Source organism: Bradyrhizobium sp. UFLA05-125, assembly GCF_059803515.1.
The window spans coordinates 70,895-87,262 of the sequence record NZ_JBANBJ010000011.1 but is presented as its reverse complement, the minus strand read 5'-3'; the positions used below and the strand labels follow the sequence as shown (position 1 = coordinate 87,262).

16 protein-coding genes are annotated in these 16,368 nt (G+C 64.1%); 10 read left to right on the top strand and 6 right to left on the bottom strand.

Going from position 1 to position 16,368, the window contains the following annotated elements; all coding sequences use genetic code 11:
• Positions 1–111 precede the first annotated feature (111 nt).
• On the top strand, positions 112–885 hold the full coding sequence (locus SO156_RS13665; RefSeq protein ID WP_458148029.1) for an ABC transporter ATP-binding protein: 774 nt from the start codon (positions 112–114) through the stop codon (positions 883–885).
• Complete coding sequence (locus tag SO156_RS13660) at positions 878–1,705, top strand: ABC transporter permease (protein ID WP_498535126.1); 828 nt, start codon at positions 878–880, stop codon at positions 1,703–1,705. Before SO156_RS13665 ends, SO156_RS13660 begins: the two co-directional genes overlap by 8 nt.
• A gap of 128 nt (positions 1,706–1,833) precedes the next feature.
• Here SO156_RS13660 and gtdA read toward each other — a convergent pair whose 3' ends face one another.
• Positions 1,834–2,874, bottom strand: a complete 1,041-nt coding sequence (gtdA, locus tag SO156_RS13655) for a gentisate 1,2-dioxygenase (RefSeq protein ID WP_498535125.1) — start codon at positions 2,872–2,874, stop codon at positions 1,834–1,836.
• Positions 2,875–2,967: 93 nt separating this feature from the next.
• Here gtdA and maiA point away from each other — a divergent pair, with 93 nt between their 5' ends.
• Entirely contained in the window at positions 2,968–3,600 is a 633-nt protein-coding gene (maiA, locus tag SO156_RS13650) for a maleylacetoacetate isomerase (RefSeq protein WP_498535124.1), read from the top strand.
• On the top strand, positions 3,590–4,102 hold the full coding sequence (locus SO156_RS13645) for a MarR family winged helix-turn-helix transcriptional regulator (RefSeq protein WP_498535123.1): 513 nt from the start codon (positions 3,590–3,592) through the stop codon (positions 4,100–4,102). The genes maiA and SO156_RS13645 overlap by 11 nt, the downstream gene beginning before the upstream one ends.
• A gap of 293 nt (positions 4,103–4,395) precedes the next feature.
• On the opposite strand, the gene SO156_RS13640 is transcribed toward SO156_RS13645, so the two are convergent.
• The 3 genes from SO156_RS13640 to SO156_RS13630 all read right to left on the bottom strand — a co-directional run bounded on the left by SO156_RS13640 (position 4,396) and on the right by SO156_RS13630 (position 7,664).
• Positions 4,396–5,535, bottom strand: a complete 1,140-nt coding sequence (locus tag SO156_RS13640; protein WP_458148024.1) for an FAD-dependent monooxygenase — start codon at positions 5,533–5,535, stop codon at positions 4,396–4,398.
• Between the two features lie 141 nt (positions 5,536–5,676).
• Positions 5,677–6,495 (bottom strand): cysteine rich repeat-containing protein, encoded by an 819-nt coding sequence (locus SO156_RS13635; RefSeq protein WP_498535122.1) that lies wholly within the window; start codon positions 6,493–6,495, stop codon positions 5,677–5,679.
• Between the two features lie 167 nt (positions 6,496–6,662).
• On the bottom strand, positions 6,663–7,664 hold the full coding sequence (locus SO156_RS13630) for an NADP-dependent oxidoreductase (protein WP_498535121.1): 1,002 nt from the start codon (positions 7,662–7,664) through the stop codon (positions 6,663–6,665).
• Between the two features lie 213 nt (positions 7,665–7,877).
• On the opposite strand from SO156_RS13630, the gene SO156_RS13625 reads away from it, so the two are divergent.
• On the top strand, positions 7,878–9,173 hold the full coding sequence (locus SO156_RS13625) for a dicarboxylate/amino acid:cation symporter (RefSeq protein ID WP_458148021.1): 1,296 nt from the start codon (positions 7,878–7,880) through the stop codon (positions 9,171–9,173).
• A 12-nt stretch (positions 9,174–9,185) separates the two neighbouring features.
• Complete coding sequence (locus SO156_RS13620) at positions 9,186–10,103, top strand: amino acid ABC transporter substrate-binding protein (RefSeq protein ID WP_458148020.1); 918 nt, start codon at positions 9,186–9,188, stop codon at positions 10,101–10,103.
• On the opposite strand, the gene SO156_RS13615 is transcribed toward SO156_RS13620, so the two are convergent.
• Positions 10,100–11,035 carry an ATP-grasp domain-containing protein gene (locus SO156_RS13615; RefSeq protein ID WP_458148019.1) on the bottom strand — a complete coding sequence of 312 codons (936 nt, stop codon included), beginning with the start codon at positions 11,033–11,035 and terminating at the stop codon, positions 10,100–10,102. The genes SO156_RS13620 and SO156_RS13615 overlap by 4 nt on opposite strands.
• 28 nt (positions 11,036–11,063) lie before the next feature.
• Between SO156_RS13615 and SO156_RS13610 the strand changes: the two genes are divergently transcribed.
• The 4 genes from SO156_RS13610 to SO156_RS13595 all read left to right on the top strand — a co-directional run bounded on the left by SO156_RS13610 (position 11,064) and on the right by SO156_RS13595 (position 14,709).
• Entirely contained in the window at positions 11,064–11,210 is a 147-nt protein-coding gene (locus SO156_RS13610) for a hypothetical protein (RefSeq protein WP_458148018.1), read from the top strand.
• 193 nt (positions 11,211–11,403) lie between these two features.
• Entirely contained in the window at positions 11,404–12,177 is a 774-nt protein-coding gene (locus SO156_RS13605; RefSeq protein WP_458148017.1) for a ferredoxin--NADP reductase, read from the top strand.
• Between the two features lie 512 nt (positions 12,178–12,689).
• Positions 12,690–14,315: an FMN-binding glutamate synthase family protein gene (locus SO156_RS13600; protein WP_458148054.1), complete on the top strand. Its 1,626-nt coding sequence runs from the start codon at positions 12,690–12,692 to the stop codon at positions 14,313–14,315.
• A 106-nt stretch (positions 14,316–14,421) separates the two neighbouring features.
• On the top strand, positions 14,422–14,709 hold the full coding sequence (locus tag SO156_RS13595) for a hypothetical protein (protein WP_498535120.1): 288 nt from the start codon (positions 14,422–14,424) through the stop codon (positions 14,707–14,709).
• 196 nt (positions 14,710–14,905) lie between these two features.
• Here SO156_RS13595 and SO156_RS13590 read toward each other — a convergent pair whose 3' ends face one another.
• Positions 14,906–16,204 carry a hemolysin family protein gene (locus tag SO156_RS13590; RefSeq protein WP_498535119.1) on the bottom strand — a complete coding sequence of 433 codons (1,299 nt, stop codon included), beginning with the start codon at positions 16,202–16,204 and terminating at the stop codon, positions 14,906–14,908.
• Between the last annotated feature and the right edge of the window lie 164 nt (positions 16,205–16,368).

Below are 16,368 nucleotides of genomic sequence, written 5' to 3'. Positions count from 1 at the left end.
CCAGGCGATCACTCATCTCCGTCATCCTTCGAGGCTCGCTTCGCGAGCACCCCTGCAACAACGGCGAAGCCGTTGTGCAAGGGATGACGGGTCCATAGCGCGGGTTAGCAGATGGACCTGATCGCCAACCACATCACCCACCGCTTTGGCGAGCTCGCGGTGCTCGACGACGTCTCCTTCACCGTCAGCGCGGGCGAGGTGGTGGCGATTGTCGGGCCGTCGGGCTGCGGCAAGAGCACGCTGCTGTCGATTTTGGGTGGGCTGTTGCTGCCGTCATCCGGCGCGGCCGAGCTGCGTGGCGCGCCGCCTGCGGACAGCCTCAATCCGCTGACCTTCGTGTTCCAGGATTTTGCGCTGCTGCCCTGGGCCACGGTGGAGGAGAACGTGGAATTCGTGCTGCTGCACACGCAGCTTTCGTCCGCACAACGCCGCGCGCAGGTCGACGATGCCCTGCGCCGTACGGGACTTACCGATTTTCGCAAGACCTATCCCAAGCAGCTCTCCGGCGGCATGCGCCAGCGCGTCGGCATTTCGCGCGCGCTTGCGGTGAGACCCGCAATCCTCCTGATGGACGAGCCGCTCTCGGCGCTGGATTCGCAGACCCGAGAGCTGTTGATGGAGGACTTCGTCGGCCTGCTCGCCGATGGCGGCATGGGCGCGGTCTATGTCACCCACAATCTCGAAGAGGCGGCGCGCCTTGCCGACCGCATCGTCGTGTTGTCGCGGCGGCCCGGCCGCATTCGCGAAGTCGTGACAGTGCCGATGACGCGCGCCGAACGGGGCGAGGCTGCCGCGCGTGAAAAGCTGCTCGCGCTGCAGAACCAGATCTGGTCGCTGATCCGTAACGAAGCGATCGATGCCGAGCGCGAGGTCCAGCATGCTTGATCGCGCGCCACAGGCGGAAGCGACGGCAAAGGATGCCGCGCCGCGGCCGGTCCGCTTTCGCGGCGCGGGCTTCGTGCCGGCGAGCAGTCGTTTTGGCGGCTGGGTCGCGCTCGCGCTCGTCATCGCGCTGTGGCAGGCCGCGGGCAGCGCGCGCCTCGTCAATCCGCTGTTCCTGCCGCCACCATCGGCGATCGCGCGCGCGATCTACGAGCTCGCCGTGTCCGGCGCGCTCTGGCAGCACGTCTCCGCCTCGCTTCTGCGCATCGGTGTCGGCTGGCTGCTCGGCACCGCGGCCGGTGTCGCGGTCGGCTTTGCCATTGGCCTGTCGCGGCTCGCGCGCAGCGTCGGCATCACCTTCATCTCGGCGCTGTTCCCGATCCCGAAGATCGCGCTGTTACCGCTGCTCATCCTCTGGCTCGGCATCGGCGAAGAACCGAAGATCGCGACCATTGCGCTCGGGGTGTTCTTCTCGACCGCGATCTCGGTCTATAGCGGCGTCGATGCGGTGCCGCGTAATCTCATCCGCATGGCGCAGAGCTTCAACGTGCCGTTCGCCACCATCGTGCGCAAAGTGGTCTGGCCGGGCGCGCTGCCCTCGATCCTCGCCGGCTTTCGCATCACGGCCTCGGTGGCGCTGCTGCTCGTCGTCAGCGCCGAGATGATCGGCGCCCAGTTCGGCATCGGTGCCTTCGTGCTCCAGGCCGGCAATCTCATGCAGACGGATCAGCTGCTTGCGGGCGTTGTGATCCTGTCGGTATTCGGGCTTGCGGTCGGGAAAGTAATCAACTGGCTGGAAACGCGGCTGCTGCACTGGCGGTGAGGCCGGCACAGATGCCGTAGGGTGGGCAAAGCGAAAGCGTGCCCACCACGTCTGCTTCATTCACGGAAAGATGGTGGGCACGGCGCTAACGCGCCTTTGCCCACCTTACGGCATCTACAACGCTGCCCTCACGCATTGCCGCGATCCTCGCGGAAGAGGTCGAGCTTCTGCTGCACCGGACGGTCGGAGAAGCTGAACAGCACGGCATCCGTCTCGGCTTCGTGCGTCACCCAGTGCCAGCTCGGCGCCACGAACAGGTCGCGCGGGCCCCATTCGAAGGTCGCATCGCCGATGCGGGTGCGGCCCTTGCCTTCGATGGCGCAGAACACGGTCGCGTCGGTGGAGCGATAGCGCGCGGTCTTGAAACCCTTGGGCAGCAGCTGGATGAACGTGCCGATCGTCGGCATCGCATAGTCACCGGTCTCGGGGTTGCTGAACTTGAGCTTCAAGCCGTGGCAGGCGTCCCATTCCTCGCGCGCCTTGGCCTTCTCCAGCGCCTCGCGGGTGTAGGCATAGGGATAACTGAAGATCGGCGAGGTCTTCGAGGATCGCTTCACGTCGACCGGCAGCAGATTGTGGCCGTAACGCGCAAAGCTGTCGCCAGCGGGTTTCGTGATCTTCTGCTTGTCCTCCTTGGCGCCTTCCGCAAAGGAGCAATCGAAGAACTGCACCAGGGGGATGTCGAGACCGTCGAGCCAGAACATCGGCTCATCCGTCTCGTTGGAATGATCGTGCCAGGTCATCGACGGCGTGATGATGAAGTCGCCGGGCTCCATCGCCGTGCGCTCGCCGTCGACCGCAGTGTGGGCGCCCTTGCCTTCGAGCACGAAGCGCAAGGCCGACTGGCTGTGACGATGCGCGGGCGCGACGTCGCCGGGCACCACCATCTGTACGCCGGCATAGAGCGAGGTCGTGATCTTCGACTGTCCGCGGAGCCCTGGATTTTCCAGGATCAGCACCCGCCGCTCGGCTTCCTTGGCGGTGATCAGCTTGCCCGCTTCGGTCATGTAGTCGCGGATGACGTCGAACTTCCACAAATGCGGCCGACAGGCGCTCCTTGGCTCCGGCGTGATCAGATCGCTCATCACGGTCCAGAGCGCGGTGAGGTTTTCGCCGTCGATCTTCCTGTAGAACGCCTCGCGTTCCGGTGTCTTCGCAACGGCTTCCATGGCGAGCCTCCCGTTCGCTTTGTAGATTGACAGTATACTGTCAATCTGGATAGCGTCAACTTGACGGACGAGAAACCAAAAGGGAGGGTTCCGATGAAGCTGCATGGTTATTTCCGCTCCAGCGCGGCCTATCGGGTGCGGATCGCGCTGAACCTGAAGGGCCTGACCGCCGCTCACCTGCCGCATCATTTGCGCAAGGGCGAGCAATGTGCGCCCGCCTATCTCGCCATCAATCCGCAAGGCCTGGTGCCGGCGCTGGAGGATGATGCGGGCACGATCCTCACGCAGTCGCTCGCCATCATCGAATGGCTGGATGAGATCCACCCCAATCCCCCGCTGCTGCCGAAGGATAGCTTGCGCCGCGCCAAGGTGCGCGCGTTCGCGCTTGCCATCGCCTGCGATACCCACCCGGTGCAGAACCTGAAGGTGCTGGCGCGCCTGCGCGAGCTTGGGCTGGCGGAGGAGAAGGTCCAGGAATGGGCCGCCTGGGTCAATCGCGAGGGGCTGTCGGCCTGCGAGACGCTGGTGAAGAACGAGCCGGGGCCGTTCTGCTTCGGCGACGCGCCGACGCTGGCCGAGCTCTGCCTGGTGCCGCAGCTCGGCAATGCCCGCCGCTTCGGCGTCGACGTCTCGGCCTATCCGCGTCTGCTCCAGGCGGAAGCTGCGGCGAAGGCGCTGCCGGCCTTCGCCAACGCCGCGCCGGAACAGCAGCCCGATGCCGAGTAGGCCTCCTTCTGCGATCACGATGGACGCGGTCTATGCCGCGCCGGGCTATCTGTTCCGGCGCATGCAGCAGATCGCGGTCTCGATCTTCATGGAGGAGTGCAAGGCATTCGACCTGACGCCGGTGCAATATGCGGCGCTGGTCGCGATCCATACCCATCCCGGCATCGATGCAACGCGGCTGTCCGCGGTGATCGCCTTTGACCGCTCGACCCTCGGCAGCGTCATCGAGCGGCTCCAGGCCAAGGACTATATCGAGCGCAAGCCGGCGCCCGAGGACAAGCGGATCAAGCTACTCTATCTGACGAAGCAGGGTGCCGAGATCCTCAAGGACATCATCCCTGCGGTCGAACGCGCCCAGGCGCGCATGCTGGAGCCGCTCAAATCCGCCGACCGCAAGACGTTGATGACGCTGCTCATGCAGCTCGTCGATCTCAACAACGAAGCCTCCCGCGTCCCCCTGCGCGCCGAGGACGCGCTGGAGCATCTGGGGAAGGCGGGGTGAGGGTGTGCAGACCTATCAGGTTGGCGAGGGAGCGGCCTAACGCTCTGCTGTCGTCCCGGGGCGCGCCACGGGGTCCGCGCGAAGCGCGGCCCGATGACAGGCTCCGCGCGAGCCCGGGACCCATAACCCAAGGGAGTAGTTTGGCGTAGACTGGTAACCACTATCTCGCGCCACAACGGCTTTCTGTGGTTATGGATCCCGGCCTTCGCCGGGATGACATTGGTAGTGGAGCGGCATAGTGCGTCCCTCACGTCATCCTCTCACACCGTGAGCAGCGCCTGCAGGTCACACCCTCATTCCGGGCTTCCGCCGTTCTTTTCCGCCTCGTAGCGGGCCATGAAGGCCGGGGACATATGGCGCAGGCGCGCATCGTCGATCCGCCCCGAGCGGGTGATGTAGCTGTAGGCAAAATCCATCAGGTCGAGCTTCATGTGCTCGGCAAAATGCTCATACCAGCCGGCCGAGGTGCGCGCTGCGCTGACGAGCTTTTGCACGATCGGCTTGCGTTCGGCCTGATAGCGGTGCAGCGCGGTGGCAAGATGCGCGTCCGATTCCAGGGCCCTCACCAGCGAAATTGCGTCTTCGATGGCGAGCCGCGTGCCCGAGCCGATCGAGAAATGCGCCGAGTGCAAGGCGTCCCCGATCAGCACCATGTTCTTGAACGACCAGTGCTCGTTCCAGACCCAGGGGAAGTTGCGCCAGACCGATTTGTTCGAGACCAGGCAGTGACCGCCGAGCGTATCCGCAAAGACCTCCTCGCACACGCCCTTGGATTGCTCGACATCTTTGTAGGCGAAGCCGTAAGCCTGCCAGGTGGCATGGTCACACTCGACCAGGAACGTGCTCATGGTCGGTGAGTAGCGGTAGTGATGGGCGTTGAAGGCTCCGCGATCGGTCTTCACGAAGGTCTGCGACAGCGTGTCGAAGCGTTTCGAGGTGCCATACCAGACGAACTTGTTGGAGCAGTAGGACAGCGAAGTGCCGAAATCGCCTTCATAGGTGCGGCGCACCAGCGAGTTCAGCCCGTCGGCAGCGACGATCAGATCATGGCCGTTGACCTGATCGATGGAATGGACTGGCGTGTCGAAGCGCGGCGTGACGCCGGCATCGAGCGCACGCTGCTGGAGGAATTTCAGGAGCTCGAGCCGCCCGATCGAGGAGAAGCCGACGCCGTCGATGGCGACGCTGTCCCCGCCGAGGTTCAGCGTGATGTTTTCCCAGCTTTCCATGTGCGGTGTGATCGCGTCGACGGTGTCAGGGTCGTCGGCGCGCAGGAACTCCAGCGCCTCATCCGAGAAGACAACCCCAAAGCCCCAGGTCGCGTCGGCCGGGTTCTGCTCGAACAGGTCGACCTGGTCCTCGGGGTGGCGCTTCTTCCAGAGATAGGCGAAGTAGAGCCCGCCGGGCCCCCCGCCGATCACGGCGATCTGCAACGTTATCCTCCCTGACCGACAGTGTGCTTACGACCTCGCTAACTCATCGGCTTTGGTCCGTGGCGCCAAGTGCACGACCGCGCTGGTGAATGGCGCCTGGGTGAAGCGCTGCGTCCAAGGACCCGGCATCCTAGCGCGATCCTAGCGCGCAGCGAAGGGGGCAAGGACTTCTTTGCAGGCGGGCGACAGTGTCGCGGCGTTGGTTGCAAGGCATTGCGCAATGCGGCCGCCTCCCGGCGCCACGCCGGCGCACAATGTCCGGACATCGCCGCCGCAGGCCGAACGTACGATGAGCAGTTCCTCGCGCGGCCGCAAGGGCCGCAGCACGATCACCGCCGGTGCTGCCGCGGGTGCGGCCGCTGCGGGTGCCGTGCCCGCGGGCGCTGCCGCGGCCGCCGCGCCGCCGCCACTGGCAGCGCTCACTGCCTTCGCGCAGGCGGACGAGACTCTCGCCTTGTTCTTCTCCAGGCATTCGAGCGCGGGCGCGCCGCCGGGCGGCACGCCGGCGCAGACTTTTGGATAGTCGGAGCGGCAGGCGCTCTTGATCGCGGAGACCTGTGCGCTGCTCGGCTGCTTGGCCGCGGCAGCTTTGGGCGTCTCGGCTTTGGGTGCTTCGGTCGCGGCGGCCGGCTTGGCGGGTTCAGCGGAAGGCGCCGATTCGGCCTTCGGTGCGGCCGGCGCGGCTTCGGTCTTTGGTGCGGCCGCCGGTTCGATCGCGCGCACCGCGCTCTGGCAGGCCGACGACAGGCTCGACATGTTCTTGTTCAGGCATTGCAGCGCCTCGGCGCCGCCCGGTGTCACGCTCGCGCAATGCGCCTGATAGTCGGCCCGGCATGCGGACCGGATCGTACTCTTCTGCGCGTCGGTCGGGGCCTGCGCGAAGATCGGTGCTGCAGTTGCGAAGAGAGCCGCCGTCAGCAACGCGTTGCGCTTTGCGACAATTCTTGAGCTGTTGAACATTTGCGTCAATTCCTGCCCTTGGTGAAGCCCATGCCTTGAAAATCGGGGCTTCGAAAAAGTCATATGATCGCAATCGGCGCGAGGGTCATCTCGCGCGCGGCATCATTGGCCGCTTTGGCATCTACCGCAAGTAGATTATGCCCACCGAATGTAGCGGGACACCATCATCAGAGCTTGACCATGCGCTTGCCGCGGTTGTCGCCCGCAAGCAATCCGATCAGCGCCCGCGGCGTGTTCTCGAGGCCATTGATGATGTCCTCCTGCACCCTCAACTGTCCCGACTTGACCCAGGCTTGCAGGTCGGCGAGCGCACGCTGGCTCTGGTTCATGTAGTCCATCACGATGAAGCCCTGCATCACGAGCCGCTTCACCACGATCAAGCCGGGCACGCCGCGCGGGCCATGCGCGGACGGCGCGCCATCATATTGCGAGATAGCACCGCAGCAGGCGATGCGGCCGTAATTGTTCATCTGTGGCAGGCAGGCTTCCAGAATGTCGCCGCCGACATTGTCGAAATAGACGTCGATGCCATCAGGCGCGGCCGCGCGCAGCGCCTTGAACACCGCGCCGTCCTTGTAATCGACCGCGGCATCGAAGCCGAGTTCCGAGGTGAGCCAGTTGCACTTATCCGCGCCGCCGGCGATGCCGATCACGCGACATCCCTTGATCTTGGCGATCTGTCCGACGATCGATCCCACCGAGCCAGCAGCTGCCGAGACAACGACCGTCTCGCCCTCCTTGGGCTTGCCGATCTCCAGCAGGCCGAAATAGGCGGTGAGGCCGGCGATGCCGAACACGCTGAGCAGATGCGTCAGAGGCTCGAGCTTCGGCATTTTCGTGAGATGCTTTGCGGGCACTGCGGCGTAGTCTTGCCAGCCGGTATCGCCGAACACGATGTCACCGGCCGCGATCCCCGCGGCCTTCGAGCTCACGACCTCGGCGATGGCGCCGCCCGCCATCACGCTGTTGGCCTCGACCGCCGAGCGATAGGTCGCTCCATGCATCCAGGCGCGGTTGGCGGCATCGAGCGAGATGTACCGCACGCGCAACAGCGCCTCGCCGTCATTCGGCTCCGGCACGGCGCCCTCGACCATCCTGAAATGCTCCGGTCCAAGCTTGCCGCTCGGCTTCTCCACCAGAAGGATCTGGCGATTGACGGTCCCGCTCATGGGTCATCCCCTCTCTAATTGTTTGACTTTTATTGATGCAGTTGCCGCGCAGAAAACATGCAAGCCGCATCCGTTGTGCGCTGCGTGAAAGCTAGATCGCTCCACCCCTTTACACAACGGGAACATCCGGCCAACGCGAGCGCTCGCCAAGCGTGTTGCGTAGCTGTCAAAATCTGCGACACTATGAAGCGCCGGTATACGCGGGGGTCAGCAATGTCGAACAGGTTTACGCAATACATTCTGGCCGCGATGGTGCTGGGCATCGTTGTGGGGTCGGCGATCTACAATTTCATGCCCGACACCCGTGCCGAGTGGGCGGCCTCGATCAACCTAATCGCCATGATGTTCCTGCGCCTGATCAAGATGATCATCGCGCCGCTGGTGTTCGCGACCCTCGTCGGCGGCATCGCGCATATGGGCTCCGGCGCAAGGCTCGGGCGCATCTTCGCCAAGACCATGGGCTGGTTCGTCAGCGCCTCCTTCGTGTCGCTGCTGCTTGGCCTCCTGATGGTCAATCTGCTCCAGCCGGGCTCGAATTTCCCGGGCACTCTGCCGGACAAGGCGCAGTCGACCGGCCTGCCGGTCTCCGCCTTCTCGATCGAGAAATTCCTCACCCATCTGATCCCGACCTCGATCGCGGATGCGATGGCGCAGAACGAGATCCTGCAGATCGTGATCTTCGCCGTGTTCTTCTCGGTGGCGATGGGCGCCCTGCCTGAGCGCTCGAAGCAGATCCTCGGATTGATCGACGACCTCGCCCACATCATGCTGAAGGTGACGAGCTATGTGATGATGTTCGCGCCGATTGCCGTCTGGGCCGCGATCACTGCGACCGTCGCAAAGAACGGCCTGCTGGTGCTGTGGAAGCTCATCGTGTTCATGGGCGGCTTCTACCTGTCGCTGCTGATCTTGTGGGGCATCCTGGTCGTCGTCGGGTTCGTCGCGATCGGGCCGCGCTACAGCCACCTGTTGCGGCTGATCCGCGAGCCCTTGATGATCGCATTCTCGACCGCGAGCTCGGAAGCGGCCTATCCCAAGACGCTGGAGGGGCTGACCAAGTTCGGCGCCTCCTCGCGGATCTCGAGCTTCGTGCTGCCGCTCGGTTACTCCTTCAACCTCGACGGCACCATGATGTACTGCACCTTTGCGAGCATCTTCATCGCGCAGACCTATCACATCGAGATGTCGCTCGCGACGCAGCTTGCCATGCTCGCAACGCTGATGATCACCTCCAAGGGCGTTGCCGGCGTGCCGCGCGCCTCGCTGGTCGTGATCGCTTCGACGCTTTCGCAGTTCGGCATCCCGGAGGCGGGCCTGTTGATGATCATGGGCATCGACACATTCCTCGACATGGGGCGCAGCGCCACCAACGTGATCGGCAACTCGCTCGCCACCGCCGTGGTCGCGAAGTGGGAAGGCGAGCTCGGGCCCGAGCATGCGCTCGGACCAGGCGAGGCTCCCACGCCGGACATGGTGCCCGGCGAAGTGCCCGCGATGGCCGGCCACTGACAGGAGCGCGTCATGCGCCTGACATCGGCGATATCGGCAGGCCTGTTGCTGGCATGCGCGCTGGCAACCGGCGCCTCGGGGCAGACCGGTGGCAGTGAAGGGCTGAGCCCGACGTTGTCAGCCATCAAGAGCAATCACGTCGTGCGGCTTGGCTATCGCGAAAGCTCGCCGCCGTTCTCCTTCCTCGACCAGGCGGGCCGGCCGATCGGCTACAGCCTCGAGCTCTGCGAGGCGATCGTGGAGGAGATCGGCGTCGAGGTCGACGATCCCGATCTCAAGATCGAGTACGTCAAGGTCACCTCGGACGACCGCATCGACGCCGTGCTTCAGAACAAGATCGATCTCGAATGCGGATCGACCACGGCCAATGCCGAGCGCGCCAAGCGTGTCGCGTTCTCACCGCTGATGTTCGTTGCCGGCACCAAGCTGATGGTGCCAAAGGCGTCCGCCGTGTCTGCCGTCACCGACCTCAAGGGCAAGACGGTGGTGGTGACCAAGGGCACCACCAACGAGCAGGCGATGCATGCGGCCGACAAGAAGTTTTCACTCGGCCTCAACATCATCGCCTCGCCCGATCACGAGCAGTCGTTCCAGATGCTGGCTGATGGCAAGGCTGACGCGTTCGCGACCGACGACATCCTGCTCTACGGCCTGATCGTGCGCCACAAGGCGCAGGACAAGTTCCGCGTCACCGGCGACTATTTGTCCTACGACCCCTACGGCATCATGTTCCGCAAGGGCGAGCCACAGCTCTCGGCCGTGGTCGAGCGCACCTTCCGCAAGCTCGGCTCCAACCACGACCTCGTCCCACTCTACAACAAATGGTTCGTGGCAAGGCTTCCGACCGGCGAGCGGCTCAACGTGCCGATCTCGCTGCAACTCGAGGAAGCCTTCAAGGCAATGGACGACTCGCCGGGCGCGAACAATTAGCGCGCTCGCACTTCCCCGCCAAACACCCGATCAAGCGCCGCGTCGTACGTCGCCTGCACAAGGTCCGGATACAGTTTCCCCAGCACCTCCATCATCACGCCGGAGTTGATCTCCAGCACCTGCCACGCGTCATCGGCGCGGACGAGGTCGATGGATGCGAAGGTGATGCCGATGGCACGGGCGGCGTCGATGGCGAGCTTGGCGCAGACGGCGCGGATCTCGCCGTCCGCGATGAGGACGGGCCTTGCGCCGGCATCGAGATTGTGACGCCAGGTGAGGACGCGTCGCTGGCCCCTTGGCACGATGGTGGCCAGTTCGCGCGCGTCGAGCTCGTCGAGCTTGACCTGGGGCACCGCGCCCGCCAGTTCGCGCAGCGTCTGCACGCCGTCGCCGACCACCGACGGCCGCTTCTTGCCATAGACCGCCATCGGCGTCTCATCGAGGAGAATGACCCGGACCTCGTCCTGGATCTCGACATAGGGTGAGATCACCAGGCCGAGGCTCATTGCGAAGATTTCGCTCACGGCGCGTTCGAGTTCGGCGCTGCTCATCACCTTGAGGACTGACCGGCCGGCCGTGCCCTCGTTTGGCTTCACCACGAGCCCCTGCGGGTTCTGCATCAAGAGCCGAAGCATGGCTTCCCACCAGCGCGGTCCGGCGACGTGCTCGCCCAGCTTCGGATTGAGGAAGAGGTGATGGGCGATAGAGGGTACGCCTGCCAGCGCGAGCACCTCTGATGTGACTGATTTGTCGTTGGCGAGGCGATGCGCAATGGCGCTGTTGAGACCGACGTCGTAGCCGAAGGCGAAGCGGCGGGTCTCGCCCCGCTCCATCGCGATCAGCCAGCCGTCCGCGCGCACGTCGATGGCGATGCCGTGCCGCGTGCAATAGCTCCGTATTGCCTGGACGAATATCCGTTCATTACTTGGCATCATGCTTGTCCCGCCAAAAGGTCGCTTCATGCCGGAAATCGGCGGTCTGCCATCGCCAAAAGCAGAGCTATTCTTAATGAATTTCTCGCGAGCCAAATGGAAATTAAGTGCTGCCTTGCGAGCCATTTGGGCAAAGAAATTGCTGCAATGCGGCCTGGAAAGAGAAAATCGTTAATTGTTCTGACAAATCAACGGGAAATGCCGGTTTGATCGGCATCAATTGCTGCGCAAACAAGGTTGATTATTGATCTCAATGGCGTACATCAACCACGCGAAATCGTCCGCCATGACAGTGGTGTTCGCCCCGCGTTGAAGGGGCCGGGCAACCCTTTTGTTCAAAACCGCATAGATTCGGAATATCGAAACACATGAGCGCGTTTTATCGAGAGAAGGTCCTTTCCGTCCAGCACTGGACCGATACCCTGTTCAGCTTCCGCGCCACCCGCGATACCGGCTTCCGGTTCCAGAACGGCCAGTTCGCCATGATCGGCCTCGAAGTGGACGGCCGTCCGTTGCTGCGCGCCTACAGCATGGCGAGCGCCAATCACGAGGAAGAGCTCGAGTTCTTCTCGATCAAGGTTCAGGACGGCCCGCTCACTTCGCGCCTCCAGAAGATCAAGGAAGGCGACACCATCCTGGTCGGCCGCAAGGCGACCGGCACGCTCGTCGCCGACAACCTCATTCCCGGCAAGCGGCTTCTTCTGCTGTCGACCGGCACTGGTCTTGCGCCGTTCGCGAGCCTGATCAAGGACCCCGACGTCTATGACCGGTTCGAGACCATCGTGCTGGTTCACGGTTGCCGCCAGGTCTCGGAACTCGCCTATGGCGAGCAGCTCGTCGCCACCTTGCGCGATGACGAATTGTTCGGGCCGATTCTCTCCGAGAAGCTCGTCTATTATCCGACCGTGACTCGCGAGCCGTTCCGCAACCGCGGCCGCATCACCGACCTCATCAACTCCGAGCAGCTCTTCAACGACATCGGGCAGGCTCCGCTCGACATCGCAACCGACCGTATCATGATGTGCGGCAGCCCCGCGATGCTCGAAGAGCTCCGTAGCATGTTCGAGGGCCGCGGCTTCACTGAGGGCTCCGGCAGCGAGCCAGGCCATTTCGTGATCGAAAAGGCCTTCGTGGAGCGCTAAGTTCCACGTCGCGAGTGGCTCTTCAGCCGCGCCCCATCTCACCATCGTCATCCCGGGGCGCGCAAGGGGCGAGCCCGGGATCCATAACCCTAGGCAGGAGTTTTGGCGCGAGACGGTGGTGACCCATCTTCGCCAAACTCAATCCTGTAGTTATGGGTCCCGGGCTCGCGCGGAGCCTGTCATCGGGCCGCGCTTCGCGCGGACCCGGTGGCGCGTCCCGGGACGACAGTTGAGTTTGTGGCGACACTTGCGGCGCCACAATCAGTCTCGAACACAGTTCGGGCACTTCCGCTGCCCCATTTCACTCCCGTCTATTGCACTGCAGTAGCCTGCCCACCCGGCGATTGATTTGCGCCGGGCGAATTCGTTAGCCTGAAACGCAGGCTGCGTCATATCCGTATGAAGGCGCAGGCGTATAGTAAGTATCCCGTCAGCCCGACGATGAGGATGTGATCGTGTCCAACGTCAACAAAGCACACAACCAGCCCAGGGGACCTCTCGAACAGGGTGTCATGGAGACGCTGCTGCTCCCGTTCTCGCCGCGCTTCATCGTGCTGACGATCTGCGCGGTCGTCACCGCGCTCCTGATCGGCTTCGGCATCGCCGATCGCAAGATTTTCGACCTCCTCATCATTCCCATCGTGATCTTCGGCGGGCTCACCCTGCTCGGCGTCCGCGATCTCCTGCAGAAGGGCCACGCGGTCCTTCGCAACTACCCGATCTCGGCGCATATGCGCTTCCTGCTCGAGGAAATTCGCCCGGAGATGCGGCAGTATTTCTTCGAGAGCGAGAAGGACGGCATGCCGTTCTCGCGCGACACCCGCGCAGTGGTCTACCAGCGCGCCAAGATGCAGCTCGACAAGCGACCCTTCGGCACACAGGAGGATGTTTATCGCGAGGGCTATGAATGGATGCATCACTCGGTCTCGCCGAAGACGCGGGCCGATGAGAAATTCCGTATCACCATCGGCGGCCCGGACTGCGCGAAGCCTTACTCCGCGTCGGTGTTCAATATCTCGGCCATGAGCTTTGGCGCGCTCAGTCCCAATGCCGTGCGCGCGCTGAATGCCGGCGCCAAGAGAGGCGGCTTCGCGCACGACACCGGTGAGGGCGGGGTCAGCCCCTATCACCGCGAGATGGGCGGCGACATCATCTGGGAGATCGGCTCGGGCTATTTCGGCTGCCGTCACCTCGACGGCACCTTCGATCCGGACGCCTTCGCAAGAGTGGCAACCGAAGACCAGATCAAGATGGTCGAGCTCAAGATCAGCCAGGGCGCCAAGCCCGGTCATGGCGGCGTGCTGCCGGCGGCCAAGGTGTCCGAAGAGATTTCAAAGATCCGCGGCGTCAACATGGGCGAGGACTGCATCTCGCCGGCCTCGCACCGCGCCTTCTCCACCCCGATCGGGATGATGCAGTTCATCGCCGAGATGCGAAAACTCTCCGGCGGCAAGCCGGCCGGCTTCAAGCTGTGCATCGGCCACACCTGGGAGTTCCTGGCGATCTGCAAGGCCATGCTGGAGACCGGCATCTATCCGGACTTCATCGTCGTCGACGGCAATGAAGGCGGCACCGGCGCTGCGCCGCTGGAGTTCATGGATCATCTCGGCATGCCGATGCGCGAGGGCGTCAACTTCGTGCACAACGCGCTGGTCGGCATCAACGCGCGCGACCGCATCAAGATCGGTGCGTCGGGCAAGGTCGCGACCGCTTTCGACATGGCGCGCGCCATGGCGATCGGCGCCGACTGGTGCAATTCGGCGCGCGGCTTCATGTTCTCGCTCGGCTGCATCCAGTCCCTGAGCTGCCACACCGACCGCTGTCCGACCGGTGTCGCCACGCAGGATCCGACGCGCGCACGGGCGCTCTACGTGCCGCTCAAGATCGACCGCGTCCACAACTACCACCATGCGACACTGCACTCGCTCTCCGAGCTGATCGCCGCGGCCGGCCTCGAGCACCCGCAGGAGCTGCGCCCGATCCACTTCACGCAGCGCACCGCGACCACCGAGGTGAAATCATTCGCGCAGCTCTATCCGGCGCTGCGGCCGGGGGAGTTGCTCGAAGGCACCGAAGACCCGCGCTTCCGCGATGCCTGGCGGATGGCGCGGGCGGATTCGTTCCAGCCGGTTCTGTGAGGGTCCGGCCCGGTTCGCGCCCGGCACGTTGCAACTCCTACGCACGATCCGCATTGCCATCGAACGCGCCGAAGCACCTGGTCGGCGCGTCGAGCCGGGAGAGATCATGAGAACAGCGAGCATGGCCGCTTTGCTCTGGCTTGCGCTATCGGCCATGGCCACGGCGCAAGGCGGAGGATATCCAGCAAGTCCGTCGCACGCCGTCGTCGGCACAACGGCGGACGGCACCCCACGCTACGGCCGCGAACCGCGGACGGAGCAGGGCACGTCGTCGAATACCCTGGGCTACAGCGGTGCGTTCGATAGCAACGGCAGGCAGGATCGAACGCCGGACGCGAGCAACAGCGACGACGACGAGAGAACCAACGGCGGCTCTCAAAAGCGCGACAAGTGAAATCGAGAAAGAGGCGCGCTGGTGCCACCAGCACAACCGTCGTCCCGGACAAGCGAGCGCTGATCCGGACCCATAACCACAGGGAGTGGTGTGGCGCGAGATGCTGGTTAGCCAGTCTTCGCCAAAACTTGATCCTGTGGTTATGGGTCCCGGGCTCGCGCGTCGCGCGCCCCGGGACGACGAGTGGAGAGGCAGCTCACGCCGTCGCCTGCTCACTCCTTCGACTCGCAAGGATCTTGTCGATTCGCCGGCCGTCGAGATCGACGACTTCGAGATGCCAGCCACCGAGGTCGAAGGCGTCGCCGACATGGGGCAGCACGTTGAAGTGTTGCAGCACGAGGCCGGCCACGGTGTTGTAGCGGTGATGCGGCGGCAACTCGAAGCCGAGCAGCTCACCGAATTCGTCGACCGGCATCCAGCCCGAGACCAGCAGCGAGCCGTCGGCACGCGCGACATAGGCTGGCTCCGGCGGGCCTTCCTCGGAATGGAACGCTCCGACGATGGATTCCAGGATATCGGCGGCGGTGACCACGCCTTCGAAAGCGCCGTATTCGTCGTAGACGAGGCCAATATGCACCGGCGCTGCCTTCAGGATCGCCAGCACGTCGCGCGCATCGGCGGAGGCCGGAATCACCGGCGCGTCGCGCACCAGCGCACGCAGATCGGGCGGGCGCTCGTTCAAATAAGCGACGAGCAGGTCCTTGGCCTGGAGCACGCCGATCGGCTTGTCGCGATCGCCGTCGGACACCGGAAAGCGTGAATGCGGGCTCTTCGACATGATCTCGCGGATCGTCTCCGGCGCATCATTGAGGTCGATCTCGTTGACCTCCGTTCGCGGCGTCATCACGGCGCCGACCGGACGGTCGCCGAGCCGCATCACGCCGGCGATCATCTCCCTCTCGCCGGGTTCGAGCACGCCGGCGTTTTCGGCCTCGCTGACAAGGTGATGGATTTCGTCCTCCGAAACCTTCTCCTCCGCCTTGCCGCCGCGGCCGAGCAGCGTCAGGATCAGCTTGCCGGAGAGATCGAGCACCATCACCAGCGGCAGCGAGATCCTGGCGAGCCAGTCCATCACCGGTGCGACCTTGACCGCGATGCTTTCGGGATCGCGCAGCGCCACCTGCTTGGGCACGAGCTCGCCGACGATCAGCGTCGCGTAGGTGATCAGCGTCACCACGATGCCGACGCCGACGACGTCGGCAATGCCGGACGAGAGGCCAAGCTCGACCAGCCATTGCGACAGCCGCTGCCCGAGCGTCGCGCCCGAGAACGCGCCTGACAGCACGCCGACCAGCGTGATGCCGATCTGCACCGTCGAGAGAAACTTTCCGGGATCGGACGCCAGCGCCAGCGCGCGCTCGGCACCGCGCACCCCCTTGGCCGCCAGCATCGAGAGCCGGGCCGGGCGCGAGGAGACGACCGCCAGCTCCGACATGGACAGGAGGCCATTGACGACGATGAGGCAGACGACGATGGCGAGCTCAAGCGAAAGCATCGATGTTCCGGGTTGGGAGTGCGGTCACTACCTCGTCATATAGGCATTCGGCGAGCAAATGCCCGGGAATTCCGTCGCACCCTCGCGCTGCAGTGGCATTGAGGCCAGTTACGTCCACTCCGCGGAACTGCGGTTGTTGCGGGGGCGTTACTTAACGGCGCCTT